This is a genomic window from Acidovorax sp. NCPPB 3576 (assembly GCF_028473605.1).
Taxonomy (GTDB): domain Bacteria; phylum Pseudomonadota; class Gammaproteobacteria; order Burkholderiales; family Burkholderiaceae_C; genus Paracidovorax.
The window spans coordinates 512,568-536,746 of record NZ_CP097267.1 but is presented as its reverse complement, the minus strand read 5'-3'; the positions used below and the strand labels follow the sequence as shown (position 1 = coordinate 536,746).

At 60.9% G+C, this 24,179-nt stretch carries 25 protein-coding genes; 15 read left to right on the top strand and 10 right to left on the bottom strand.

Going from position 1 to position 24,179, the window contains the following annotated elements:
* The first annotated feature begins 125 nt into the window (after positions 1-125).
* Positions 126-434, top strand: coding sequence for a flagellar hook-basal body complex protein FliE (gene fliE, locus M5C98_RS02685; protein ID WP_272550816.1), 309 nt, complete (start codon positions 126-128; stop codon positions 432-434).
* A 300-nt stretch (positions 435-734) separates the two neighbouring features.
* Here the strand turns inward: fliE and M5C98_RS02680 are convergent, their stop codons facing one another.
* The 4 genes from M5C98_RS02680 to M5C98_RS02665 all read right to left on the bottom strand — a co-directional run bounded on the left by M5C98_RS02680 (position 735) and on the right by M5C98_RS02665 (position 4,427).
* Positions 735-1,034, bottom strand: coding sequence for a flagellar protein FliT (locus tag M5C98_RS02680; RefSeq protein ID WP_092745692.1), 300 nt, complete (start codon positions 1,032-1,034; stop codon positions 735-737).
* An 18-nt stretch (positions 1,035-1,052) separates the two neighbouring features.
* On the bottom strand, positions 1,053-1,463 hold the full coding sequence (gene fliS / locus M5C98_RS02675) for a flagellar export chaperone FliS (RefSeq protein ID WP_272550815.1): 411 nt from the start codon (positions 1,461-1,463) through the stop codon (positions 1,053-1,055).
* Positions 1,464-1,621: 158 nt separating this feature from the next.
* Positions 1,622-3,046: a flagellar filament capping protein FliD gene (gene fliD, locus M5C98_RS02670; RefSeq protein WP_272550813.1), complete on the bottom strand. Its 1,425-nt coding sequence runs from the start codon at positions 3,044-3,046 to the stop codon at positions 1,622-1,624.
* A gap of 157 nt (positions 3,047-3,203) precedes the next feature.
* The gene (locus tag M5C98_RS02665) at positions 3,204-4,427 is read right to left on the bottom strand and encodes a flagellin (protein ID WP_272550811.1); all 1,224 of its coding nucleotides are present in this window, start codon (positions 4,425-4,427) and stop codon (positions 3,204-3,206) included.
* A gap of 384 nt (positions 4,428-4,811) precedes the next feature.
* On the opposite strand from M5C98_RS02665, the gene M5C98_RS02660 reads away from it, so the two are divergent.
* The 14 genes from M5C98_RS02660 to M5C98_RS02595 all read left to right on the top strand — a co-directional run bounded on the left by M5C98_RS02660 (position 4,812) and on the right by M5C98_RS02595 (position 18,273).
* Positions 4,812-6,041 (top strand): flagellin, encoded by a 1,230-nt coding sequence (locus tag M5C98_RS02660; protein WP_272550810.1) that lies wholly within the window; start codon positions 4,812-4,814, stop codon positions 6,039-6,041.
* 95 nt (positions 6,042-6,136) lie between these two features.
* Positions 6,137-6,367 carry an acyl carrier protein gene (locus tag M5C98_RS02655; RefSeq protein ID WP_272550809.1) on the top strand — a complete coding sequence of 77 codons (231 nt, stop codon included), beginning with the start codon at positions 6,137-6,139 and terminating at the stop codon, positions 6,365-6,367.
* Positions 6,368-6,371: 4 nt separating this feature from the next.
* Entirely contained in the window at positions 6,372-7,409 is a 1,038-nt protein-coding gene (locus M5C98_RS02650) for a ketoacyl-ACP synthase III (RefSeq protein ID WP_272550808.1), read from the top strand.
* Positions 7,406-8,164: an SDR family NAD(P)-dependent oxidoreductase gene (locus M5C98_RS02645; RefSeq protein WP_272550807.1), complete on the top strand. Its 759-nt coding sequence runs from the start codon at positions 7,406-7,408 to the stop codon at positions 8,162-8,164. Before M5C98_RS02650 ends, M5C98_RS02645 begins: the two co-directional genes overlap by 4 nt.
* Positions 8,080-8,931, top strand: a complete 852-nt coding sequence (locus tag M5C98_RS02640; protein ID WP_272550806.1) for an SDR family NAD(P)-dependent oxidoreductase — start codon at positions 8,080-8,082, stop codon at positions 8,929-8,931. Before M5C98_RS02645 ends, M5C98_RS02640 begins: the two co-directional genes overlap by 85 nt.
* Positions 8,928-9,581: a NeuD/PglB/VioB family sugar acetyltransferase gene (locus tag M5C98_RS02635; protein ID WP_272550805.1), complete on the top strand. Its 654-nt coding sequence runs from the start codon at positions 8,928-8,930 to the stop codon at positions 9,579-9,581. Before M5C98_RS02640 ends, M5C98_RS02635 begins: the two co-directional genes overlap by 4 nt.
* A 4-nt stretch (positions 9,582-9,585) precedes the next feature.
* Positions 9,586-10,722 (top strand): aromatic ring-hydroxylating oxygenase subunit alpha, encoded by a 1,137-nt coding sequence (locus M5C98_RS02630; RefSeq protein ID WP_272550804.1) that lies wholly within the window; start codon positions 9,586-9,588, stop codon positions 10,720-10,722.
* Positions 10,719-11,378 carry a hypothetical protein gene (locus tag M5C98_RS02625; RefSeq protein ID WP_272550802.1) on the top strand — a complete coding sequence of 220 codons (660 nt, stop codon included), beginning with the start codon at positions 10,719-10,721 and terminating at the stop codon, positions 11,376-11,378. The genes M5C98_RS02630 and M5C98_RS02625 overlap by 4 nt, the downstream gene beginning before the upstream one ends.
* A gap of 4 nt (positions 11,379-11,382) precedes the next feature.
* A complete protein-coding gene (locus M5C98_RS02620) occupies positions 11,383-12,534 on the top strand; it encodes an aromatic ring-hydroxylating oxygenase subunit alpha (protein WP_272550800.1) in 1,152 nt (383 codons plus the stop codon).
* Positions 12,524-13,159, top strand: coding sequence for a DapH/DapD/GlmU-related protein (locus M5C98_RS02615; RefSeq protein ID WP_272550799.1), 636 nt, complete (start codon positions 12,524-12,526; stop codon positions 13,157-13,159). Before M5C98_RS02620 ends, M5C98_RS02615 begins: the two co-directional genes overlap by 11 nt.
* Before the next feature lie 23 nt (positions 13,160-13,182).
* Positions 13,183-14,358, top strand: a complete 1,176-nt coding sequence (locus tag M5C98_RS02610; RefSeq protein ID WP_272550798.1) for an FkbM family methyltransferase — start codon at positions 13,183-13,185, stop codon at positions 14,356-14,358.
* A complete protein-coding gene (locus tag M5C98_RS02605) occupies positions 14,355-15,623 on the top strand; it encodes an FkbM family methyltransferase (RefSeq protein ID WP_272550797.1) in 1,269 nt (422 codons plus the stop codon). The genes M5C98_RS02610 and M5C98_RS02605 overlap by 4 nt, the downstream gene beginning before the upstream one ends.
* A gap of 48 nt (positions 15,624-15,671) precedes the next feature.
* On the top strand, positions 15,672-16,943 hold the full coding sequence (locus tag M5C98_RS02600; RefSeq protein WP_272550796.1) for a WavE lipopolysaccharide synthesis family protein: 1,272 nt from the start codon (positions 15,672-15,674) through the stop codon (positions 16,941-16,943).
* A 46-nt stretch (positions 16,944-16,989) separates the two neighbouring features.
* The gene (locus M5C98_RS02595) at positions 16,990-18,273 is read left to right on the top strand and encodes a protoporphyrinogen/coproporphyrinogen oxidase (protein WP_272550795.1); all 1,284 of its coding nucleotides are present in this window, start codon (positions 16,990-16,992) and stop codon (positions 18,271-18,273) included.
* Positions 18,274-18,299: 26 nt separating this feature from the next.
* Here M5C98_RS02595 and M5C98_RS02590 read toward each other — a convergent pair whose 3' ends face one another.
* From M5C98_RS02590 to M5C98_RS02565, 6 genes are read right to left on the bottom strand one after another with little or no spacing between them, the layout of a single operon-like run.
* Positions 18,300-19,151: an NAD-dependent epimerase/dehydratase family protein gene (locus M5C98_RS02590; protein ID WP_272550793.1), complete on the bottom strand. Its 852-nt coding sequence runs from the start codon at positions 19,149-19,151 to the stop codon at positions 18,300-18,302.
* Positions 19,152-19,153: 2 nt separating this feature from the next.
* Complete coding sequence (locus M5C98_RS02585; RefSeq protein ID WP_272550791.1) at positions 19,154-19,699, bottom strand: dTDP-4-dehydrorhamnose 3,5-epimerase family protein; 546 nt, start codon at positions 19,697-19,699, stop codon at positions 19,154-19,156.
* Between the two features lie 55 nt (positions 19,700-19,754).
* Entirely contained in the window at positions 19,755-21,074 is a 1,320-nt protein-coding gene (gene rfbH / locus M5C98_RS02580) for a lipopolysaccharide biosynthesis protein RfbH (protein WP_272550790.1), read from the bottom strand.
* On the bottom strand, positions 21,074-22,216 hold the full coding sequence (gene rfbG / locus M5C98_RS02575) for a CDP-glucose 4,6-dehydratase (RefSeq protein ID WP_272550789.1): 1,143 nt from the start codon (positions 22,214-22,216) through the stop codon (positions 21,074-21,076). The genes rfbH and rfbG overlap by 1 nt, the downstream gene beginning before the upstream one ends.
* On the bottom strand, positions 22,201-22,974 hold the full coding sequence (gene rfbF, locus M5C98_RS02570; protein WP_272550787.1) for a glucose-1-phosphate cytidylyltransferase: 774 nt from the start codon (positions 22,972-22,974) through the stop codon (positions 22,201-22,203). The genes rfbG and rfbF overlap by 16 nt, the downstream gene beginning before the upstream one ends.
* Positions 22,971-24,176 (bottom strand): DegT/DnrJ/EryC1/StrS family aminotransferase, encoded by a 1,206-nt coding sequence (locus tag M5C98_RS02565; protein ID WP_272550786.1) that lies wholly within the window; start codon positions 24,174-24,176, stop codon positions 22,971-22,973. Before M5C98_RS02565 ends, rfbF begins: the two co-directional genes overlap by 4 nt.
* Positions 24,177-24,179: the final 3 nt, after the last annotated feature.

Here is a 24,179-nt window from a genome sequence, read left to right as displayed (position 1 = left end):
ATTATTGGACGAGCGCCTTGCCGACGTAGCCGAGATAAGGCCCTCGTTTCACCATCTATTCCCCAGGATGGCGCAGCGCAGGCCCCCTAGGATTGCACCATCCCGCCATTCCTTCGGACACAGCCATGGACCTCCGCATATCAAGCCCCACCACGCCACTTTCAGGTGCTGGCCTTGCGCGCCGTGCCGCGGCACCGCAGGACTCGCAGGAAGTGGGGTTTTCCTCGGCGCTCAAGGGCGCGCTGCAGTCGGTCAGCGCCTCCCAGAACCGGGCGGCCGACCTGCAAAAGGAAGTGCAAATGGAAAACCCGGCCGTGAGCCTGGAAGAGACCATGGTGGCGATCCAGAAGGCCCAGATCGGGTTTCAGGCCACGCTGCACGTGCGCAACCGCATGGTTCAGGCCTACACCGACATCATGAACATGCAGGTTTGACGCCTCCAGCAAAACGCAAATTCCGCCAATTGCTATTATTTTTATAGCATATCGCCCTAGTACTTATTGCACTGGAGGGCGATTTGGCTATTGAAGCCTTCGGTCGTTGTCCCCGCCTTCAGTCGCTGTACAGTGGCTTGCAGTTCGCCGCCGGCTCCCGGCGACGTGATCCATCATAAAAACAACACGGCCTCAGGCGCACTGAGCATCAGGTCTCGCCTGCTCACCGCCGCCTGCGAGGTACCCTGGTGAGCATGGGCCGGGCCGTGCAGCCCGGCAAAGGCGGCAACCGCCCTCCCCTCAATGCATCATCTGCGGCTGGCGCTCCAGCAAATGCTCGAACTGCGACAGCCAGGGTTCCGCCAGGCAGCGGATCTGGGCATCGTTGCTCAGGATGCGCTGCATGATGCGCGTCTTCTCACGGCGGTGTTCGGGCAGCAGATCGTGCTCCTGGGCCTTGAATCGCAGCTGCTCGATGAGCACCGCACAGGCGCCTTCGTAGCGAACCACGCCGTCCCAATCCTTGAGCTTGGCAGCCTCCAGCATCTTGGCGCTGCTGTCTTCGATGGCTTTGTAGTAATCGATGAGCATTTCAGACATTCTTAGTTTCTCCCAACCTTAGGCCGAAGGACGGCCGCCGGCACCGATCTCGCCCCAACCCTGCGCCACCGGCACGATCAGGTTGACCACTTCTTCCACCAGGGTGACATCGTTGCGAAGATTGGCCATGGTGAGCCGCCCTACGCAGTAGTCATAAAGGGCCTTCAGATTGGCGGCCAGCTCGCCGCCTTGAGCGGGGTTGAGGCCGCCCTTGAGCCCCTCTTCGATGATGCGTACCGCCTTGCCCAGATGGCGGCCTTTTTCTTCCACATCGCCGCGCTGCATGGAGCCGCGGGCGGCGTTGAGCGATTGCATCAGGCCATCGAACAACATCTGGATCAATTGATGGGGCGAGGCGCCATCCACACTGGATTGCACACCGACCTGCCGATAGACCGAGGCGGCGCGGGAACTGACTGGCGTGTACATCGAGAACTCCTTCATGCTACTTACATTCAATATCGGCAGATCAAGAAGGAACTCAAGGACATTTACGAGGTGTTTTGGCGTTCTGGCAGGGTGTTTTCAGCGGGCGTTTTCCAGTAGTCAAACCCGCCGCAAAGCGGCGGCTGGTTTGAACACAGGACTTACTTGTTCCACTGCGCGACCTGCTGCGTGATGTAGCTGTTGAGGGCCGAAAGATTACCCATCTGGGTGTCCAGCGCGGTGTATTGCGCTCGCATGCGTTTTTCCAGCACGGCAGCGCGGTTGTTCACCTTGTCCTGGTCGGACGTGTTGCGCTTGACTTCCAGGTCCAGCGCGTCGGACTTGTTGTTCATGAGCCCGTCCAGCGACAGCAGTCCGGACGTGAACGACTTCATGCGAACCGCAGCGCCAGTGCCCGTACCGCCGGAAGCCGGGTCGGATGCGAACAGCTGCTTGAGGGTGTCGGGTGTTTTCAGCGCGTTGTCCAGCTTGGTGTTGTCCACCGTCAGCTTGCCGCCGCGCTGCACTTCCAGGCCGATATCGGACAGCGTCTGCAAGGCAGAGGTGCCGCCGGTCGCGGCGCCAATGGCCGCGCGCAGCGAGTTCTGCAGCCCGACCGCCGTGCTGTCACCCTGCAGCACGCCCTTGGTTTTGCTCTCGCTGTCGTACTTGGTGGAGGAACCCAGCAGGTCGTTGACGGCGTTGTAGGCATCCACGAAGTCCTGGACGTTCTTCTTCATCGTGGCGGTGTCGGCCTTCACCCCCATCTCCACATCGGTCGTGGTGACTTGCGACACTGTCAGGGTCAGGCCTGGAATGGCCTCGGTGAACGTGTTGTCCTTGGACGTCACGCTGATGCCGTTGATCTTGGCCTGCGTGTTTTGCGCGTACTGGATGGTGTTGGCCGCCAGCCCGACGCCTGGGGAATTCTGCGGATCGAAGGCGAGCTTGGAGAGGCCCGGCGCCGCCGGGTCTTCCGCCACCTGCACCCGAAAGCCCGACTCTTCCCCGGTGGTCTTGGAGCGCAGCAGGAGCCGCTCACCGGAGGCATCGCGCAACACGGTGGCGGTGACGCCCGCATCGCCTTCATTGATCTTCGCCGCGATGTTGGTGATCGTGTCGGTCGCGCTGACCGAGACATTGATCGGCTTGGTGGACCCCACTCCGAAGGTCGGCGGATTCGCCGTGGAATTCCAGGTTCCCAGCTGGATCGTCATGGTGCCCGCACCGACAACGGAATCCTTGGACACGGCGGTGGAAGCATTCGATTGCGCGCGAGCCAGTTGCTGCACGCTCACACCGAAAGACGACGCGCTGGCAATTCCCGACACCGTGGCCGTGACGGCCGCGCTGTTGGAAGAGCTGACCGCCATGCCGTTCCACGCGCTGTCCCGGGTCAGCTTGGCCGCAGCATCCGACAAGGTCGAGAGCAGCGACTTCACCTGGGAGAACGTGGAAATCTTGGTCTGAATGGTGTCCGCTTTGGCTTGCAGCTGAACGAGGGGCTGTTTCTCCAGCGCCACCGTCTTGGTGACGATGGTTTCGACGTCGATCCCGCTGCCAATGCCTATCGAGGTAATACCCATTTTTGGTCTCCCAGGCAGCCGGGGCCGCCATCAACAATCAATACACGATTGTGGCGAGAATCGCTTCGATCTAAAAGCAGGAAAAGCGGCGACAGGAGTGGCCCTGTCGCCGCTTAAAAGGGTTCGGACCACTCCGATCCCCTTTATAAGCCACCGATTAACGCAGCAGGGACAGCACGCCCTGGGGCAGCTGGTTGGCCTGGGCCACCATCGCGGTGCCGGCCTGTTGCAGGATCTGCGTGCGCGACAGGTTTGCCGTTTCCTTGGCGAAGTCTGCGTCCACGATCCGGCCACGCGATGCCGACAGATTTTCGGCCTGGATGTCGATGTTGCCCACCGAGTTCTCGAAGCGGCTTTGCAGAGCGCCGAGGTCGGCACGGGCGGAGTTCACCTGGTCGATCGCGCTGTCGATCTTCTTCAGGGAAACCCATGCGTCCTTTTGCGTCGCGACGGTCACGGTGTCGATGCCCTTCTTGTCGGTGCCTGTGGCGGCCGCCAGCGTCGGGGCGGCGAAGCCCGTATTTGCTACGGAGAAGCCCGTCGTGCCGCCGAAGGTGATGGTTTCCGGCACCGGAGGCGTTGCGCCCGTCAGCTTGGAAGAAGCGAACTCCAGATCGTACGTGCCGTCATCCTTCTTGGTCAGGAAAGCGGTCACACCGGTATCGGCGGACTTGTTATTGATCGCGGACACCACTTGGCCCAGGCGTTCCACGCCAGAGCCGGCGGCCTTGATTTCGCCCAGATCGATGGCGGACGACGAGCCCACTTGAATGGTCAGGCCGCCAGCGGCGATCTTGGTGCTGAAACCCGTGACCGTCGTGTCGGAAGCATTCAGGGACGTCACGCTGCCCGTGGAGTATTCGATGTTCGACAGGCCGGAAGCCGACGAATTGGTCAAGGCGCCGACGGTGATGTTTTCACCGGAGTTGGCACCCACCTGGAACAGGGCGCCAGCGAAGCTGCCGTCCAGGATCTTCTGGCCGTTGAAGCTGGTTTGCTTGGCAACACGGTCGATTTCGTCGGTGAGTTGCTTCACTTCGGACTGCAGCGCAGCGCGGTCCTTCGTGCTGTTGGTGGCATTGCTGGCCTGCACCGACAGTTCACGCATCCGCTGCAGCATGTCGCCAACCTTGCCCAGGGCGCCTTCAGCCGTCTGGGCCAGCGAGATGCCGTCATTGGCATTGCGCGCCGCCACGGTCAGGCCCTTGATCTGGGTGTTCATGCGCTCGGCGATCGACAGGCCGGCGGCATCGTCCTTGGCGCTGTTGACGCGCAGGCCGGAAGACAGGCGCTGCATCGAGGTGGTAAGAGAGTTCGCAGACATGCCCAGATTGCGCTGTGCGTTGAGCGAAGCAACATTGGTGTTGATGGTAGAGGCCATTGAAATGCTCCTTGGTAACTTAAATTCCGGCTAGACCGCCGATCACAACGCTGACCCCCATGGCCAGCTGCCAAGACCGGGGCGGCAGTCACGTGAACCCATCCATCGCTTGCCGGTCAACAAATTCGCTTGAACCTGTTGGTTAGGTTATCGGGCAGCCCCTGGAGAACTTGAGCGTCTCCACGCAAAAAAATCGACTTTCCCCAGGGCAGCCGGGTAAGCCGACTCCCACAAGGGTGGATATGGACGGTTTTCCGCCCTTTTTTCCCCACGCCAGGAAAACCCCATCTAAGGAGAATTCTCCCAACGCTAGGGTTGCCCGCTGATGGTGGTGTCCTTGGCCACGGCAGCTGTGCCTTGTCCCTTTTGCGAAGGAGTTCCGTAATGGCCTCGACGATCAACACCAACATCGCCTCACTCAACGCCCAGCGCAATCTGGGATTGTCGGCAACCTCGCTGACGACCACCATGCAAAGGCTGTCCTCCGGCCTGCGCGTCAACAGCGCAAAGGACGATGCCGCCGGTCTGGCCATCGCCGAGCGCATGAACACCCAGGTCAAAGGCTTGGCGGTGGCTTCCCGCAATGCCAATGACGGCATTTCGCTGGCCCAGACGGCCGAAGGCGCCCTGGGCAAGGTCGGCGACATGCTGCAGCGGATGCGCGAATTGGCCGTACAGGCCAGCAATGCGACAAACAGCAAGGCAGACCGCGCCGCGCTGCAGTCCGAAGTGAAGCAGCTCACCGACGAAATCGACCGCGTTTCCAAGCAAACCAGCTTCAACGGCCAGAAGATCCTGGACGGCAGCTTCGCCGGTGCGTTGTTCCAGGTCGGCGCCAACTCCGGCGACAACGTGACGCTGGGCGCCTTGGCGGACACCCGCGCGTCGGGCCTGTCCAGCATCATGTACTCGAGCACGAGCACAGCGATCGCCGTAGACGCCTCGGACACGTCGATCTCCGCCTTCGGCAGCGCAATCCCCGCAGGCGGGCTGACGATCCAGATCGGCTCGGGCTCCGCCATCGACCTGGGAAGCATCAAGGCGGCAGGTTCCGGCGTGGAACGCCTGGGCCAAGTGATTTCGGCCATCAACAACAAGACAGCGGATACGGGTGTCACCGCCTTCCTGACCAAGAACGACGACGGCAGTTATGGACTGGAGTTTGCGTCGTCCAAATTGACGAACGCGGTTCCGCCCGTACCGGAAACCGTCACGTTCGGCGGCACCACCGGATTCACCGTGGCCAACACGGGCTTTACCCCGCCCACACTGACGACTGCCACAGGCGCAGCCCAGAAGGGCATCGACAGCGTCGATGTCGGAACGCAGAGCCAGGCCTGGGTGGCCCTCAAAAAGATCGACAGCGCCATCGACCAGGTCAATTCGGCACGCGCCGACCTCGGGGCCTTGCAAAGCCGCTTCGAAAACGCCATCGCCAATATCGACATTCAGGGCGAGAACATGGCGGCAGCCCGTGGCCGCATCGTGGATGCCGATTTCGCCAAGGAAACGGCCAACCTGTCGCGCACGCAGATCCTGCAGCAGGCCGGCACCGCGATGGTGGCCCAGGCCAACCAGCTGCCTCAGCAGGTGCTGAAGCTGCTGCAGGGCTGATCCGGTGACATTCGCGGCTACACTGCCGCGCAACCGTTTCACGCCCCGCCCGGCGGCATCCGCCACACGGGCCTTTTATTTGCCCTGGAGCCACTATGCCCACCCCCACCATCGAGCAATTCATTGAAAGTTTCCTGGTCGCGGTCGACTTCCAGGAGCCGGTGGAGGTCACGCCGGAGACGGAGCTGCTCAGCCTGCCCGAGTGGGATTCGCTTGCCGCCCTGGGTGTGATCGTCATGTTCGATGTGGATTACGGCAAAACGATCGTCGGGGAAGACCTGAAGAACGCCGCCACGATCACCGATCTGTACAAACTCTTGGGTTAGCACCATGGGGCTGTCCACGCTCAGCAATGTCCGGTTCGCAGGCATGGCCAGCTGCGTTCCCAAACGCATCCTGCACAACATCGACGACGCGGCTCCCAAAATCCGCTCGGAGCGTGAGCGTCTGGTGCGCAACATCGGCATCCAGCAACGCCGCATCTGCCAGGAATGGCAAACGTTTTCCGATCTCGCTTTCGACGCTACAGGCACCCTGCTGGATACCCTGAACTGGCAACGCGAGGAGATCGATGCACTGATCGTCGTCACGCAATCACCGGACTACCTGATTCCGGCAACGGCGATCATCCTGCAGGATCGCCTCAAGCTTTCCCAGGCCACGATTGCCTTCGATGTGAACTTGGGCTGCTCTGGCTATCCGTTCGGCCTGCACATATTGGGAAGCATGATTGCTTCCGGAGCGATCAAAAAAGGGCTGGTGCTGGTAGGCGACCGCTGTGCCACCCTGAACGACCCGCTCTTCTCGGACGCCGGCACCGCAACTGCGCTGGAGTTCGATCCCGCTGCGCCGCCCATGCACTTCGACCTTAACAGCGACGGCAGCGGCTACAAAGCCATCATGCTGCCGGTGGGCGGCCACCGCGAACCCTTCGGGCCGCAGCACAGCATGCCCAGGCGAGACGAAGATGGCACGCTGCACTGGCCAGCAGAACTGATCCTCGATGGCCCTGCGGTGCTGAGCTTTTCGACCCAGCAGGTGCCTCCTTCCGTGCGACGGGCGATGGAGTACGCAAAAATCACCACGGAAGATATCGACTTTTTCATCTTTCACCAAGCCAACCGGATGATCAACGAGACCATCCGCAAGAAGCTTGCCCTACCGCCTGAAAAGGTGCCCTCCACCCTGGCGGACTTTGGCAACACCAGCGGCGCTTCGCTTCCGGTGACCATGACAGCCCGCATCAATGAAGTGCTGGGACAGGGCCGTCACAAGCTTCTGCTGGGGGGTTTCGGCATCGGCCTGTCCTGGGGCACTTGCATCCTCGACATCGAGAACGCGGTATTTCCCCCGCTGCTTGTGTCGTGAATACCGACCCGACTGCCGATTTCAGCCTATACGGCCGCCGCGTGCTGGTGACGGGGGCCTCGTCCGGAATCGGCGCCGCGGTTGCCAAGCTCTGCGCAGAGTTGGGCGCCGAACTTTGCCTGAACGGGCGTGATGCCGAGCGGCTGGAAACCTCGCGCGCCGGCCTATCGGGCTCCGGCCACACCGTGGTCGCTGGGGATCTTACCGATCCGGCCACGCTGGACACCCTGGTGCAATCGGCCCCTTATTTTGACGGCTTGGTCTCATGCGCCGGCGCTGCCACGCTGGTGCCGATGCGCATGGCCAGTGAAAAGTACCTGCAGCAGATGCTCGCCGTCAATTACCTGGCGCCCATCGGGCTGGCACAGCGCCTTCTATACAAGCGCAAGCTGCGTGAAGGAGCCTCCCTCGTGTTCGTCAGTGCGCTGTCGGCCCGCGCTGCGCCGCAGGCCGCCGGCGCCTATGCTGCCTCGAAGGCGGCACTCGAAGCCGCGTCGCGCACCTTGGGGCTGGAGCATGCAAAGCAGCGCATTCGGTCCAATTGCATTGCCCCAGGCTATGTCGATACCCCCATGCTCCACCGCCTGGGCAGCGCGGCCGACATGAGCGAAAAGGTCGCCCTCACGCCCCTCGGCACAGTGACCCCGGACGATGTCGCTCCTGCGGCCGCATGGCTGCTTTCCCCTGCCAGCCGCTGGATCACGCGCACCACGCTGACCCTGGATGGCGGCATTTCGCTGCCGATCCGACTATGAATACTGTCGCAACCCTTGACACCGCCGTGGCTGCTGCCCGGCGCATCTTCGGTTTGGAAGGCAAGACCGTGCTGGTGACAGGCGCCTCCAAAGGCATTGGCCAAGAGGTGGCAAGGCAGTGTGCCGCCTCTGGAGCCCAGCTGGTGATTGCTGGACGCGATGCTGCGCGCCTGCAGGAAACGCTGGACAGCCTGCAAGGCACTGGCCACCGAGCATTGGCAGCCGAACTCACAGACGTGGCCGCACGCAAGCAATTCGCAGCCGACTGCGGCCCGCTCGATGGCGTGGTGCACAGCGCCGGCATCCGCGGCCTCGCTCCCATGAAAATGGTGAGCGACGCCTTTTTGGCCCAGGTCATGGAGACGAATTACGTCGCGCCAATGATGTTGACGAGGCATCTGCTGGCCAAAGGACAGATTCGCCCCGGTGGTTCGCTGGTATTTCTGTCTTCCATCGCCGCGCTGACGGGCACCGTGGGCGTGGGGCCATACGCTGGCTCCAAGGCCGCTTTGGTTGGAACATTGAGGCCCCTGGCGCTGGAGCTGGCCAAGCGTGGCATTCGTGCCAATGCGCTGTGCCCGGGTCTGGTGGAAACCACGCTGATCACCGAAGACAAGGACTGGTTCGAAGAAAGCCGCAAGCGCTACCCGCTGGGCATCGGACTGCCTGCCGATGTGGCGCAGGCATGCTTGTACTTCCTGAGCGGCGCCAGCACCAAGGTCACTGGCGCCATTTTCAGCATGGACGGTGGCGTGGAGTTTGTGTGAGTTCGGCGAAAACCACTGTTCCCAACCATGTGCTGGTCGTCGGCGCGGGTGGCTTCGGCCGTGCCATTGCCAGCTTGGCGCGCTCCGATCTGGCCTGCGGTACGGCCTGGGACGTCAAGGGATTCCTAGACAACCGAAACGGCCTGCAAAACCCCAGCGACCTGCCCATTCTGGGCGATCCGCTGACCTATGAGGTTCAAGAAGGCGATATCTTCGTTTGCGCGCTGGGCAATCCCGCTGCAAAACGGCAATACACCGCCCACCTCCGGTCGCAGGGCGCCAATTTCATCATCCTGCGGCCTGATCTCACGACGGGTGAGCGCGTGCAGCTTTCGTCCGGCGGGCTTTTCGAACGCAAGGTGTCTTTGGGGCCCGACGTCAGGGTAGGTGAGTTGGTCACCATTCTGTCCACGACCATCGTGGGTTATGACGTGCACATCGGCGACTACTGCCAGATTGCCAGCTTCGTCTTCATCGGCGGGGGCGCGCACATCGGGAACGACGTGGTGATCCACCCCCATGCCACCATCCTGCCAGGGGTAACGGTGGGTGATGGAGCCATCGTGGGCGCAGGCAGCGTGGTAATCCGCAACGTTGCTCCGGGAACCACCGTGATGGGCAATCCTGCCAAGCCGTTTTCGTTCCGATAGCGCCATGCTGTCGCGGCTGTCACCTGCGCACTACCTGGACCAGGAGATTTTTGCGCGCGAGCGAACACGCCTCTTTCGCAAGCTCTGGCTGTTCGCAGCGTTGCGCACGGCGCTGGCCGAGCCCGACGCATTCGCCACGCGCGAGCTGGGTGGCCTGCCGGTGCTGCTGCAGAACTGCGATGGCGAGATCCGGGCGTTCGAAAACCTGTGCCCCCACCGCCAGATGCCTTTGCAAAAGGAAGCGTTCGGCCAAGCGCGCATGGCATGCCCCTATCACGGCTGGGTCTTCGATACCGAAGGCAAGGTCAAGACGATTCCGCACGAACAGCGCCTCTACGCGTACTCTGCTAACGAGCGTAAAGATCTGTGCTTGAAGCGGTATGCGGTGCGGGAGGTCGGCAACCTGGTTTTTGTGAACCTTGATGCCGATCCGCTTCCTTTCGATGAGCAGTTCAGTCCTGAACTGCAGCGAACACTGGCGGACATCACCAGCCACTTCGGTGTGCAAGCCGTGCATGCCGATCTGCCCGCCCGCTACAACTGGAAGCTCAACTACGAGAACGTGCTCGATTACAACCACGTTCCGTACATTCATCCGAAGACGTTCCAGCCACTATTGCGAGAAGGCATATCGGATGCCCGCCAGGGGCTGCCGGCTGCCGGAGGCGCGGATGGCCAAGCCCTTTCAGTGGCCGCACGAAGGGACCACTTGGCGGCCCAGAGCTTCTGGACGCGTTCACCGATCCGCATAGAACCATGGCCATGGCATGACGCAGTCCAGCGCTATGGAGACGGCGATTTCTACTACAACTTCTTTCTCTATCCCAACGTCAACTTCATCTCACTCGGAGGGTTGACGTTCCTGCTCCAGCAGTTCCACCCGCTGGCGCCCGACCGGACCGAAGTGCGGTTCACCTTGTGTGCAGCGCGTGAGACACGCAGGCTCCCGGCGCTGCCCGCCATCTTGTGGGGTCACTTGAAGAGTGAAGTCGCGGTGCTGCATGAAGACTTGGCGCACCTGGAAGCCCTGCAATCGCATCTTCACGACGCCGCGCCGCGTGCCCAGCATGGCCAATATGAAGACCGTCTGCAGTCCGCGGCAGCAGCCTATCTGCGGCTGATGGAAGAAGGCAAGCCATGAGCACAAAGGTCAGGTTCTGCCTGCTTGGCACGGGCTCTGTCTTCGACATGATCGCAGAAGACGCGGCAGCATATGGCCTACCCGAAGGCTGGACGATGCGCCGAGTGGACGATGTCGCTGCGCTGTCCGCCGCCATTCCTTCATTGCTCGAGGGGCTGGAGCCCGGGCTCACCAGCGTCTTTGCAGCCGTTGACCAGAACGCGTTGAATTACGCACGGCTGGAACTCTATGGCGCGGCGCGCCTGCGCGGGCTTCACATGGCAACGCTGATACATGAGCGCGCCATCGTCGCGCCATCGGCCCAGTTGGCCGACAACGTATGGGTTGGCCCCGGCGCAATCATCGGTAGGGCGACCCGGATTGCCGGCGACGTGATGGTGCATGCCGGAGCGCGGATAGACGCTGGCGCACACGTTGGCATGCACGGTTTCATTGGACCCGGCGCCTCAGTCGGTGAAAACACCGCAGTGGGACCACACTGTGTAATCGGAAGCAACGTGCATTTGGGCGCAAGCCTGCAGTTCGGCCGACATTGCGTAATAGACGTCTCACGGCAGCAGACAGTCGGTTTGGCTGCCGGTAGTTTCATCGCTACACACTTCCCCAATCCTGCGCGCATGATCGGCGCGGGCTACACCTACGAGCGACGGCGCTGACACCATGCGATCGACCCTGCCGGCCGAGGCCTATATCGACGAAGCGTGGTTCGTACGCGAACGCGAAGCACTGATGCGTCCGCTGTGGCAATTCGTGGCCCCACGCATGCTGCTTGCCAAACACAACGGATTCGTTACCCGCAGTGTTTGCGGTGTTGAGGTCGTGGTGCAGAATTTCAATGGCGAACTACGAGCCTTCGAAAACATCTGCCTGCATCGACAAAACCCGCTGCAATACCAGGCCCACGGCGTCAGGCCCCTGGTTTGCAGCTACCACGGCTGGGGCTATCGTGATGATGGGGCCGTTGACAACATCCCTTTTCAAGACACGGCATATCGGCTGCCAGCGCCGGAAAGGGAATGCCTGAAACTACGACGCTTTCCAGTGGAATGCATCGGCAACTTGGTGTTCGTGAACGTTGGCAGCAAACCCGTGGAATTGCATGAACAGTTCTCCATGGAAGCGCTGGCCTCCCTGCGCTCGGCCTCTGAACATTTTGATAGCGAGGTGCTCATCGCTACCCTGCCCACGAAGCTCAACTGGAAACTGGCTTACGAAAACCTTCGCGACAGCTTGCATCCACGCTACTTGCACCAGCAGAGCGTGTATCAGCAAGTGAAATTCCAGGTGCAGATGGACGAAAACGCGGTAACCGCGGCCAAGAGTTACCACGCCAGTGGCAGCATAGGGCGCGAAGCGCATCTCGCCCATCTGCGCGCATTCAGCAACGGGGGACTTAACGAGCCCCTTGTTCAGATGCCGCAGTACGCTTGGCATGACAACGTTGATCGATACGGCACTGACGATTGGTATCTCAACTGGCTCGTCTTCCCCAATCTGCACATCGCCTCTGGATCGGGTGGCTACTCATTCATCATTGAGCATCACCAGCCAATCTCTGCAGCACGAACCGATCTGGTCATCTATTACGTCACCGCCCGAAAGAAGCGCCGTTACCCAACCTCCGCAGCGGTTTTGCTTGCGCATCTGGAGGGCGCAGAAAAAGTGCTGCGTGAAGACATATCCGTCATGGAAAAAGTGCAGGCGGCACTTCGCCCCGGCTCGCCAAGGGCCACCTTAGGCGACTTCGAGTTCGGCAACATGGCCGTCGAACGCTGGTACATGGATGTAATGGAGGGACGACATGCCCTCTGAGAAGTTTGTGATCGGCACTGGGGCGTTGCTGGCTGCCGCTCTTGCGCACTGGTCTGAAGTCGCATCCGAAGAAACGCTGCACCCTATCGATATTGGCCAGGACCGCGACTATCGGTTTGACTTGGGAGCCCTGGCGGAAGCATCCCCGGCTGAAGCAACAGCCTTTGTGGTCTGGGGGTCCCAGTTCTTGAATTTTCGCCGCCTTGAATTGATGGGAGAACTCAAGAGTCGAGGCTTTCGCATGCCATCACTGATCTGCCGAGGTGCAATGATTTCAGCCACGTCCACCATCGGCGAAAACTGCATCATTGGTGTGGGAGCAAGCGTCGGCCCAGGCTGCCGCGTTGGTTTCAATAGCGTGATCGGTGCAGGCTGCGTCTTGGGGGCGGATGTTCAGATAGCCTCTTCCTCTTGGATCGCCGATGGAGTGCACATCGGAATGCAGGCGCGAGTGGGCGCCAACGCAATACTGGGTACCGGGGTGATCGTGGCCGATGGCGTCTCCATTGGAAAACAGTCGATTCTTGACTTGCCAGGCAGACGTTCAGAGCCGTTGGCAGAAAAGACTTTTCTGCTTCCTGCATTTCCCTTTGCCATTTCGATTGTCGACTGTGGCATCTCCTGACCGCATCGCAAAGAAAGCACGCCATGCACCAAGCACTCTCGGAATCGCTCAGACAGCAATTACTCGCCATTGCTGCACTGGCTGAAGAACCGGCCATTCCCGACCTCACGACCCGGCCGGTCTTCATCCTTTCGCCTGCTTCGCTACTGGGCACCACACACGGTCCTCAAATCGCGAAGTCCACTACTGGCTTGGTGGCAGTCGTTGACGATATGTCCTGTGAAGCAGTCATCCATGGCGCTCCACGCTGGAGCAGCATGGACTTTCTGCAGCGTGCTGCCCAATACGCCAATGCGGTAGCTATCGACTTTTCAGAAAGTCCAGCAGATCGGTCGCACATGGCAGAGCTGTGTCGTCGCGCGAGCATCCCGAAGGAAGACTGCGTTATTGCACAGGCACAGTTGGGCATGGTTTCGGTGTATGAGACGGTCGGTGATTACCGCCTCAAGACGTTGGAACGCCTCGATGATTTCCTGCGCTTGGCAGACCGGTTTGCTGACCATCACAGCCGCGCGACGCTTTATGCCAATCTGCTGTTCCGCCTCACTTACGACCGTTCTTACATGTTGCAGACTTGGGCGAATCCCATTGAGGAGTACTTTTCTAGTTATGCAGCGCCTTCTACCTTTCGGTTGGGAAGCCAAGAGCATTACTGTGACTGCGGCGCTTTTCAAGGCCCGATCGTGTCGAAGTTTCTAGGAGCCACAAATTATCACTACAAAAGTATTACAGCGTTCGAACCAGATCGCGCCAATTTTGAGGTCTTGGAACGTATATCCGCCTTACCCCTCGAAAACTTCCGCCCTGTGAATAAAGCGGTTTCCAGCCGGAAGCAAACGTTGCGCTTCATGGAAACAGGCACCGTTTCAAGCTACGTTTCCGCAGCAGGCACTGCCACGGTTCAAACGACGAAGCTCGACGATGAGCTGGAAAAACTCACCTTCCTGAAGATGGACGTGGAAGGCTTTGAGTCCAAGACTCTGCAAGGTGCATCTCGTCTTATTACCAACCAGCGCCCCAGAATCGCGGCATGCGTCTACCACTACGCGCATGATCTGCTGGACGTGGTCAGTCAGCTCGACAAAAGCGTCGATGATTATCATTTGCGCCTACGCCAACACAACGGTAGCTACTACTATGATTTGATTCTCTATGCGTCACCGATTACGGGCGTTGAAGCCCCGGCCTGGGCCGCATGATTCCTCTCAAGCCAAGCTCTGCTGCGATCATGACGCGCGAGGTGCTGAAAAATTCGGCGCCTCTGGTCATGAGGCTGAACCTTCACACTCTTTCGGCTCAAGACATCCTGCTGCAAGCGTTAGGGCTATATCGTAAAAACCCTCTCTTCTGCGTTCCCGAGCGGGCTTTGGACATCTTTGCAAGAAAGAGCGGAGAAACACATTTCATCCTGCTAGGTACCAAGGATTTCGCTGCTGTCTTCATTTCGATCGTCGCTGGCAAAGGACGGGTGTTGCACGTAGTGGACGATTTTCAGTCGCCCAAAGGTGGGCTTTTTCATGGAATTTCATTAATCACCAGTGCTCGGCTTGTCGAAATGGTGGCAAAAGATCCCGACATCATCGCCATCAATTGCTGCCGCTTCGATCATTCGCGACGATTCTTTGAAACCTTGTGCCAAAAGCACGACATCGTTTTTCTGAACCACGAGCAAGCCGTTCGCATGATGGGTTTGAACGACGTGGTGGACCACCGAGTCACTGACTGGGCACCCGTGATCTCTGCAAGGTTTGAAGAGTTCGAAGTACTGCAACGCAGATTTTCCGATCCATATTCCGCAGAAACCCTTGCAGGCCTGCTGGCATTTCACCTGACCTGCAATCCAGAGTACCACCTGAATATCTCCCGACCATATTCAAGCCTGTATTTCCGCTCCGGCCTTTTCTGCCTGACAGACCATGAGAAGCTGGTGGACTGTGGCGCATCCATTGGTGAATCCACCACGGCTTTGATAGGTATCACCAGAGGACGTTTTTCACACTCTTGGATGATTGAGCCAGACCGTTTCAACGTTGAAACCCTGCGGAAATTGATCCGCTCCCACGCGGGCAGTGCCATAGAGGAGAAACTGTCTCTGCATCCTGTCGCGGTCGGAGCAACAGAGGCTGAGGCGCCTTTTCATCATCAAGGTGGACATAGCGGGTCCATTGCGATGAGCGATCCCACCGCCAAACTCGAGAAGGTGTTGCTCCGTCCCATCGACAACATCATCGATGACATACCCACCTTCATCAAAATGGACATCGAAGGGTTCGAGCTGCCAGCGTTAAAGGGCGGCATCAAGGCGATTCAAACAGGGAAACCCAAGTTGGCAGTCTCGGCTTATCACAGGGCGACAGACCTGCTGGATCTTCCTGCCTACATCGATGGCATTGCCCCTGGCTACCAACTGGGCTTACGGCACCACACAGAGGACCGATGGGATAGTTGCCTTTATTTCTACTGATCTCAGCTAACGGATTCTTGCGCACCGCCATCATTCTCTGGAGTCACCATGGCCATCGTCCGAGGAGGACTCTCCCGCGTCCTCATGAAATACGCCGACATCGACCTGACCAAGATCCGCTTGATCGGCTGGGGCGCTGGGCAGGCTTTTCGCGACTACTTTCCACATACCGGTCTGTCGCTGGAATACACGATCTGCCCTCGGCAGGAGAACCAGGGAACGACGCTCCACGGCGTCCCGGTCCGCCCGCCCGAAGCCTTGCTGCAGGAAAAACACGACGATGTGTTGGTCGTGGTTTTCTCTGCCTATGCACCGGAAATCATGAACGCCATCCGCAACACCTATGGCAACTACCGCACAGTGCGCGCGGTGGATTTTGGCGACGACGCAGGTGTAATTGAGGAATTGCAGGCATTCCAGGGCGCTGTCCGAGGTGGTATGCGACTCGAAAAGGCGCCAGCCATACGATCGGCGGAACTGGGCCTGTTCATGCAGGGGCCGATCACTGAGTTCACGTTGCTCGCGCTGGCCTACCATCGCATGCGCTACCCCGCATCGCACCTTGCGCTGGTCACATGGACAACGGAAGACCCGGAACTGGTGAAAGCCTGCCGCCCCTGGGTGGATGAACTTGTGCAAATCGAGCCCCCACCTCCCAACGGCTACGACACCCGCAATTACGTCACCCGATCGTGCAAGGCTGGCAGCCAACTGATGCTGAAGGCCGGAGTGCGCTATGTCGTGCGGCTGCGCACCGATGCCGTCCTGGTCGGATCGGTCTATCGCACATTGGAGCGGCTGTTCGGCAATGGTGACAAAAACCCGGGAAAGATGGGCGTTCTGCTGCAGGCTTCATGGGCCTACATGCCGTTCCATTTCTCTGACAAACTGATGATCGCGCGTGCCGAGGACATGGCGCAACTTTGGTCCATGCCCGAAGACCTCCGCGGCGCGGAAAGTTTCCCAGCCTCGCTGGCCGATCCGGCCTTCCTGAACATGCCGTTTCTGGATTTCCGGCACCTGTCCTATGAGTCTTCTTTGTGGATGCACTACGCGCAGACGCTAGGATATCCAGCGGACACATTGGAGGACGCCTATCGCTTCGCCCGTGACCGGCTGATGGAGATCGATTCCGACACCCACATGTTCTCGATCAAGCACGTGCCGCTTTTCAACCTGAAGCTGCGCCCCATGCTGGAGCCCTCGCTGGGCTGGTGGCGGGAAATGCAGGGCGATTTCGAGGGCACGCTGGAGCAGTTGCGCAACGTGTCCGCCTCCGGCATGGCGATGGGGGATTTTTTTGCCCGCCGGGTCGGATGACTTTCGCTCCCTGCTTTTACCTGCCGTACAGCCATCAAGGTCGGCGATGACCGCGTCACTGACCGTGCTGGGCGCAGGAATAGCGGGCCTGGCCGCCAATCACGCAGCCGCAGCGCTCGGTCACGACTGCGTGATGTATGAAGCAGCGCCTCGCGCAGGGGGGCTGCTCGATTCGATTGAGGTTCAGGGGTATCGCTTCGACCGCGCAGTGCACCTGTCATTCGCCGACCAGCCAGAGGCGCGGGCATTCTTCGACCAGACAGCGCACGCGGCATTCACGCCCAGCCCGCGCTGCGTGGAGCACCCTTACTGGCTCAAGCATCCGGTGCAGAACAACCTGCACCCCTTGCCGGTGGACCAACGCGTGGAACTCGTGCGCGGTTTCGTAGAGCGGCCTGACACCAGGCCGGGCCACTACAAGGACTGGCTGGTGAGCCAGTACGGCAGGGCGCTTTCGGCACGCTATGCCGAGCGCTACACCGAAAAATACTGGACGGTACCTGCAGAGGTCATGGGCATTGACTGGATCGGCCCCCGCATTCACCGCCCGGCGCTGGACGAGGTGCTACGCGGAGCAATGACGGACGACACGCCCAGCGTGTATTACGCACCGCAAATGCGATACCCCGAACGTGGTGGCTACCGCGCCTTCATCGAGCCCCTGATTACAAAGGCCGATATCCGGCTGGACCATAGCCTCTGCCGCATCGATGCACAGAGCAGACACTTGCATTTCACCAACGGTCATGTCACACGCTACAACCACTTGATTTCCACCCTGCCCTTGCCCGTGCTAGCCGGTATGGTGGATGGCATACCGGACGCGATTCAAGCAGATGCCCAGAGCCTCGTGGCGACCACGGTGGACCTGATTTGCATTGGCGTCGCACGGCCGAATGTGTTCAAGGACTTGTGGTTCTACATTTACGACGATGACGTGATGGCAGCCCGTGCCAGTTGCCCGGGAATGCAGTCGGCCGACAACTGTCCGCCAGGATGCTCCTCCATCCAGTTCGAAATCTACGGCTCGAGCCGCCGACCGATGATGCAAAGCGCAGAGGCACTGCAGCGCGACTGCGCTCAAGCCCTGGAGAAATGGGGTTTCGCGACCAACGCCGATATCGCCGTGTCCCACCACCACCATGTGCCCTATGCCAACGTGCTGTTCGAGCAAGGCATGGAACAACGCCGCGACCGCGTGCGCACTTGGCTAGGCAGCATGGGCATCGCTTGCGCTGGCCGTTTCGGCGAGTGGGACTATCTGTGGAGCCACCAGGCGTTCCAGAGTGGCGCAGACACCGCACGCCGGGTGCTCGCATCGGCCACCTGATCGCCGCCGCGCAGCACAGGCTGGCTTCAACCCACCAGCAAATCGACACCGGGGCGCGGAACGCAGCGCATGAGTTCGTTGGGCCGGTATGGCAAGGCCCCCACCAGCAGCCGGCCCGGCGCATTCCAGACCGACCACCAATGCTCGGCGAACGCTTTCATGGACACCGGAACGCCCGAGCCCACATTGCGCACCCAGGGCACGCCTGCCTGCACACCGCCAGATTCGGCAGCGCATAAAAAAGCCCTCGCGACCTGCTCTACATCGACGTAGTCCCGCACCTGCTCACCAGGGGTCATGGGAAAGTCCTCGCCCTCCAAGGCCGCCTTCTTTAAAGCAGGCCAAAAGTTCTGCGCATATTGCCCCTCGCCGAAGGCCGAGAAAATACGCAGGTAGCACATTTCGATTCCGCGTTCGATGGCAAAGGCACTGGCCACCTGGAACGCCGCGGCCTTGGACGCAGCATATCCATAAGTAGGCAGCAACGGCGCATCGCAGGGCATGGCATCGTACTTCTCGAACGAGCGACCGTACTCCGCGAAAGTGCCCGCGACGACTACCCGGCGCACCCCGCCCGACTGCGCGGCCAAAAGCACCCGCACGAGCACATCGACATTCCAATAAAAAAGCCGCTGCCATTCCGAAGGGCGGGGGGGAACATCAGTGGACGCAAGATGCACCAGCACATCGACGCCGCGCAGATCGGCCGCCTCCAGAGCATCCATCGGTTTGCATATCCAAGTGCGCCTCTCGGCCGGCCGTTGGGCAGCTTGCTCCGGCCTTCTGCACAGCGCCGTCGTGCGGTGCGCCGTCTTCCCCAATGCGTCGAGCAGGTGGCCACCGATAAAGCCGGTTCCGCCCGTGATGAAAAGATGCATCGTCAGTCTTTGGGGGCGCTTGCCAGAGTAAAGGGAGTGTCGAAGTCCTGCCAGAGCGGTAGCGCCATATCCTTGGCAGACAGGATGGGATTGGGGTCGGGCCAAGGTACGCCAAAGGAATCCCAGCGTACCCCGGCATCATGTTCGGGCGCAAATTCGGTGGTCACTTGGTAAGCCACGGTAGCGCTGTCCGTCAAGGCATAGAAGGCATGGGCGAACCCGGCCGGAATGTAAACCATGGCGGCATGTTCGGCGATCAGTTCGAAGGTCGTGAATTGCGCTTCTGTGGGAGAGCCGCGGCGGATGTCCACCACCGCATCGAGTACAGCCCCCGCCGTGCAATAAACGAGCTTCGCATGCTCATGCGGAGGCACTTGGAAGTGAAAGCCACGCAGCACCCCCTTACGCGATACGCTGTAGAAGGTTTCGGCGAAATTGTCTGCCAATCCGTGGGCACGGAAGGCGGACGACTGAAAGGTCTTGACGAAATGGCCCCGTGGATCGGCCAGCACGTGGGGATGGATCTGGTAGCAGCCCGGCAGCGGCATGGGTTCGATTCTCATGGGCCAAAGCGTCGCATCAAGGCGGGTACGGAGTACTTGCTCATTGAAAGTGCAGACCGAAATACGATTCGATCCGGTCAGCCATGAAGTCCAGCATGTCCATGCTCAATCCCGGGTGCAAGCCGATCCAGAAAGTGTCATTCATGATGGCGTCGCTCTGGGTCAGCGGGCCGGCCACACGATAGTGCTGCCCTTGCATGCAGGGTTGACGCGTCAGATTTCCAGCGAAGAGCAGTCGGGTGCCGATACGGCTTTGCTCCAGATACTGCAGCAAATCGACGCGCCGGCTTCCCGCAGCTTCACGCAATGTCAGGGGAAAGCCGAACCAAGACGGAACGGACCCTTCGGTCGGCCGGGGCAAGATCATGAATTCTTCGCAGCTTTCGAGCCGCTCGTACAGGTGGTGGAAATTGGTCTGCCGCGCGGCGATGAAACCGGGCAGGCGGTCCATCTGCGCCAGGGCGCATGCGGCCTGCATATCGGTGATCTTCAGGTTGTAGCCTATGTGGGAGTAGGTGTACTTGTGGTCGTATCCTGCGGGCAGGTCGCCCAGTTGCCATTCATATCGCCGGCCGCAGGTGTTGTCCTTACCAGGTTCGCAGTAGCAATCGCGTCCCCAGTCCCTGAAAGAAGTGACGATACGGGCCAGTGTGTCGTCGTTGGTGAACACCGCACCGCCTTCGCCCATCGTGATGTGGTGCGCGGGATAGAAGCTGAGCGTCCCGATGTCGCCAAAGGTACCCACCAGACGGCCGTCATAAGTGGAGCCCAGGGCATCGCAGCAGTCCTCGATGAGCCACAACCCATGCTTGCGGCACAAGGCCTGCACGGCGCGCAGATTGAACGGATTGCCCAGCGTATGCGCCAGCATGATGGCTTTGGTTTTTGGGGAGATCGCTGCGTCCAATTGCTGGACATCCACGTTATAGGTGCCCAGTTCCACATCGACGAACACGGGCACGGCCCCCGCCTGCAGGATGGGGTTGACGGTCGTCGGAAAACCCGCCGCCACACCGATCACCTCGTCGCCAGGGCGCACCCTGCGGTCGCCCAGCATGGGGGAAGTCAAAGCAGAAAAGGCCAGCAGGTTGGCAGATGAGCCACTGTTGGTAGTCATCACGTGCTCTACGCCCAGAAAGGCCCGCATGCGCGCTTCGAACGCCTCGTTGAATCGTCCCGTGGTCAGCCACCCGTCCAACGCAGCAGATACCATGTTCTGCAACTCCCCCTCTCCAATGACCTTGCCTGACACCGCCACGTTGGAGGCGCCAGGCAGAAAGGGCTGAGGCCGGTAGGCGCGCGCGGCGTATTCCTGGACAAGGGTGGCGATCTGTTCGCGAATCTGGCTCAGTCGGTCCATCAGGTGAGAGAGGTTGCGTGAAGGGTCCGCGCCGCCGAAAGCTCGGTGACCGGGGCGGTGGTGTATTGAGCGATTTGTTGGCGGGTTACGGCGTCCATGCAGTTTCCCCTACGGTGTGCAAGGTGCCAGTCCGCCGTATTGCGCAAAGCGCGCTCCAAGGTCCAGCGCGGCAGCCATCCCAGGTTTGCGCGCGCCTTGCTGCTGTCCAACCGAAGCACGCTGGTTTCGTGCGCAGACGGTTGCCCATCGCCGTAGCGCACGTTCACGGACTCAGGCCAGCAGGAAGCCAGTTGACGCACGACTTCGCCCACGGTCTGCAGGCCGTCGTCCGTTGGGCCGAAGTTCCACGCCCCCGAAACCTCCGGCCCCAGTTCCACCAGCCGCTGCAACAGCCGGAGGTAGCCGGCCAGCGGCTCCAAAACATGCTGCCAGGGGCGGACCGCGTGGGGATAGCGCAACTCCAGCACGTCACCCCCTTCCGCGGCCCGCAGAAAATCCGGCACCAGCCGGTTCGCCGCCCAGTCGCCGCCGCCGATCACGTTGCCCGCGCGGGCCGTGGCGATGGCCACCCGATGGTCCGCAAAACGCTCCACCGGAAAAAAGGAGTCCCGAAAACTCTGCGCGACCAACTCGGCGCAAGCCTTGCTGTTGCTGTAGGGATCACGCCCACCCAACGCGTCGTTTTCACGGTATCCCCAGGCCCACTCCCGGTTTTCATAACATTTGTCTGTCGTCACCACGACGACCGCCCGTACGCTGGCCGTGGCACGCACCGCTTGCAGCAGGTGCACCGTCCCCATGACGTTCGTAGCGTAAGTTTCCACAGGCTCCGCGTACCCTTGACGCACCAGCGGCTGAGCCGCCATGTGAATGACGACCTCCGCGCCACTGGAACTCAAAGCGTCCTGCAGCGCTACCCCGTCCTGTACGTTGGCAATGATGGATTGCATCCCTCGCTCCACCCGGCCCAGACGAAACAGCGACAGCGCCTGCGGCGCCAAGGCGAACCCGGTCACTTGCGCTCCCAAAGTCTGCAGCCACAGGCTGAGCCAGCCTCCCTTGAAGCCGGTGTGACCCGTCAAGAAGACGCGCCGCCCCCGCCAAAACGCCGCATCCACAGCGAAATTCACCAGGTTTTCCATGGCGCCTTTTCCTGTGTCCACAATGTTTCCAGCAGCATTTTGTCGCGCAGGGTGTCCATGGGTTGCCAAAAGCCGGGATGGCGATAGGCGGCAAGCTGTTTGCGCTGCGACAAGACCTCCAGCGGCTCGCGCTCCCACACGGTGCTGTCGTCAGCGATCAGGTCCAGCACCCGGGGCGACAGCACGAAGAACCCGCCGTTGATCAGGCCGCCATCGCCCTCCGGCTTTTCCTTGAACAGCGTGACGTATTGCTGCTCGTCCAAATCCAGCGCACCGAACCGACCGGGTGGCGGTGTGGCCATCAGCGTGGCGAGCACGCCTGCATTGCGGTGGAACGCGATGAGCGCGCCGATGTCGATGTCGCTCACGCCGTCACCATAGGTGAAGCAGAAGGCCTCTTCGCCGCGCACGTATTCGCCCACGCGCTTGAGCCGCCCTCCGGTCATCGTCGCCTCGCCCGTGTCCACCAGCGTGACCCGCCAGGGCTCGGCATAGCGCCCATGCACTTCCATGCGGTTGTTGGCCAGATCGAAGGTCACGTCCGACATGTGCAGGAAATAGTTGGCGAAGTATTCCTTGATCATGTAGCCCTTGTAGCCGCAGCAGATCACGAAGTCGTTGATGCCGTGGTGCGAGTACATCTTCATGATGTGCCAGAGGATCGGCTTGCCGCCGATCTCCACCATGGGCTTGGGTTTTTGCAGGGTTTCTTCGCTGAGCCGTGAACCGAGCCCGCCCGCCAGGATGATCGCCTTCATGCGCTGCGCCGTGCTTCGGGCGAGCCAGCGCTTTGGCATGCGCTCTGACCTTCGTCCAGCGCGGCACTCAACGCATCCACCAGCCGGGCCTCGTCGGCGTCTGCCATGCCCAGATAGAACGGCAACCCACACAGATCCATGGCAATGCCTGCCGCAGCGGGCGCCGGCAGGCAGACGCTGTGCGCCGCCAGCGCCGGCATGGCATTGAGCAACGGCTGGTACCACCGCCGCACCATGATGCGGCGCTCAGCGCACAGGCGATCGAGGCGATCGCGGCCCCCCGCATCCGGTAGCCGCACGCACAGCAGGGTGGGCGCAGCGATCGGCTCGGCCATGTCCTGCCACCGCAGCACTCCCATGCCGGCGGCCGCGTCGAGCCGTGCGCGCAGATCCGCGTGCAACGCCCTGCGCAGCGCAGCGCGGGTGTCCCAGGTGGCCAGCGATGCCAGGCCTACCGCTGCGTGGTATTCGCTCATCTTCGCGTTCGTGCCGATGCGGGCCAGCATGCCCACGGGCACGCCGGCGGCAGGGTTCAAATTGATACCGAAGTTGGTCAACTGCCGCACCTTGGCGATCAGCTCCGGCTTGTTCGACACCACGAAGCCCCCCTCCCCGGCAGGCAGGCACTTGGTGGCATGCAGACTGAACACGGCGGTTCCCGTGGGCGCATCCAGCCATTGGCTACCAAAGGCGGCTGCGGCATCGATCACCACGGGAATGCCGGTATCGCGCTCGAAGTCGTGCCAGCCCGCCATCGCATGGGGCGCACCGAAGGTAGCGACCGGCAGCACAGCGTCCACCTTTCCATCGGCTGCCGCACGCAGGGCGATTTCAGGGGTTAGCAGCCAGCTTTGCGCGTCCACGTCGGCCAACACTGGCAGGTGTCCGGCGCGCAGCACGGCCGTGGCGGTGGCCACGAAGGTCAGCGCCGGCAAAAGTACCCGGCTGCGGGGCGGAAGGTCGAGCGCGGTCAATGCCAGCTCCAGGCCCAGCGTGGCGTTGGCCACGGTCGTCAAACCCAATGGAGCGGGAGAGCGGGCTGCAAAAAGGGCCCGCAAAACAGTCTCGAATTCACAGGTCAAGGGGCCGAAGTTGGAATACTGCCGCGCCGCATGCATGCGCTGCAGGAAAGGCATCAGCGCCTCGGGCGCGGGCAGATCCGGCACCAGCAAGGGGATGGGCGTCAGATGCGACTCGGTCATGGG

Excerpts from the sequence above, each read along its gene's own strand:
- fliE (WP_272550816.1), top strand. The coding sequence starts at position 126 with ATGGACCTCCGCATATCAAGCCCCACCACGCCACTTTCAGGTGCTGGC.
- M5C98_RS02680 (WP_092745692.1), bottom strand. The coding sequence starts at position 1,034 with ATGTCTGAAATGCTCATCGATTACTACAAAGCCATCGAAGACAGCAGC.
- fliS (WP_272550815.1), bottom strand. The coding sequence starts at position 1,463 with ATGTACACGCCAGTCAGTTCCCGCGCCGCCTCGGTCTATCGGCAGGTC.
- fliD (WP_272550813.1), bottom strand. The coding sequence starts at position 3,046 with ATGGGTATTACCTCGATAGGCATTGGCAGCGGGATCGACGTCGAAACC.
- M5C98_RS02665 (WP_272550811.1), bottom strand. The coding sequence starts at position 4,427 with ATGGCCTCTACCATCAACACCAATGTTGCTTCGCTCAACGCACAGCGC.
- M5C98_RS02660 (WP_272550810.1), top strand. The coding sequence starts at position 4,812 with ATGGCCTCGACGATCAACACCAACATCGCCTCACTCAACGCCCAGCGC.
- M5C98_RS02655 (WP_272550809.1), top strand. The coding sequence starts at position 6,137 with ATGCCCACCCCCACCATCGAGCAATTCATTGAAAGTTTCCTGGTCGCG.
- M5C98_RS02650 (WP_272550808.1), top strand. The coding sequence starts at position 6,372 with ATGGGGCTGTCCACGCTCAGCAATGTCCGGTTCGCAGGCATGGCCAGC.
- M5C98_RS02640 (WP_272550806.1), top strand. The coding sequence starts at position 8,080 with ATGGCTGCTTTCCCCTGCCAGCCGCTGGATCACGCGCACCACGCTGAC.
- M5C98_RS02630 (WP_272550804.1), top strand. The coding sequence starts at position 9,586 with ATGCTGTCGCGGCTGTCACCTGCGCACTACCTGGACCAGGAGATTTTT.
- M5C98_RS02625 (WP_272550802.1), top strand. The coding sequence starts at position 10,719 with ATGAGCACAAAGGTCAGGTTCTGCCTGCTTGGCACGGGCTCTGTCTTC.
- M5C98_RS02620 (WP_272550800.1), top strand. The coding sequence starts at position 11,383 with ATGCGATCGACCCTGCCGGCCGAGGCCTATATCGACGAAGCGTGGTTC.
- M5C98_RS02615 (WP_272550799.1), top strand. The coding sequence starts at position 12,524 with ATGCCCTCTGAGAAGTTTGTGATCGGCACTGGGGCGTTGCTGGCTGCC.
- M5C98_RS02610 (WP_272550798.1), top strand. The coding sequence starts at position 13,183 with ATGCACCAAGCACTCTCGGAATCGCTCAGACAGCAATTACTCGCCATT.
- M5C98_RS02605 (WP_272550797.1), top strand. The coding sequence starts at position 14,355 with ATGATTCCTCTCAAGCCAAGCTCTGCTGCGATCATGACGCGCGAGGTG.
- M5C98_RS02600 (WP_272550796.1), top strand. The coding sequence starts at position 15,672 with ATGGCCATCGTCCGAGGAGGACTCTCCCGCGTCCTCATGAAATACGCC.
- M5C98_RS02595 (WP_272550795.1), top strand. The coding sequence starts at position 16,990 with ATGACCGCGTCACTGACCGTGCTGGGCGCAGGAATAGCGGGCCTGGCC.
- M5C98_RS02590 (WP_272550793.1), bottom strand. The coding sequence starts at position 19,151 with ATGCATCTTTTCATCACGGGCGGAACCGGCTTTATCGGTGGCCACCTG.
- M5C98_RS02585 (WP_272550791.1), bottom strand. The coding sequence starts at position 19,699 with ATGCCGCTGCCGGGCTGCTACCAGATCCATCCCCACGTGCTGGCCGAT.
- rfbH (WP_272550790.1), bottom strand. The coding sequence starts at position 21,074 with ATGGACCGACTGAGCCAGATTCGCGAACAGATCGCCACCCTTGTCCAG.
- rfbG (WP_272550789.1), bottom strand. The coding sequence starts at position 22,216 with ATGGAAAACCTGGTGAATTTCGCTGTGGATGCGGCGTTTTGGCGGGGG.
- rfbF (WP_272550787.1), bottom strand. The coding sequence starts at position 22,974 with ATGAAGGCGATCATCCTGGCGGGCGGGCTCGGTTCACGGCTCAGCGAA.
- M5C98_RS02565 (WP_272550786.1), bottom strand. The coding sequence starts at position 24,176 with ATGACCGAGTCGCATCTGACGCCCATCCCCTTGCTGGTGCCGGATCTG.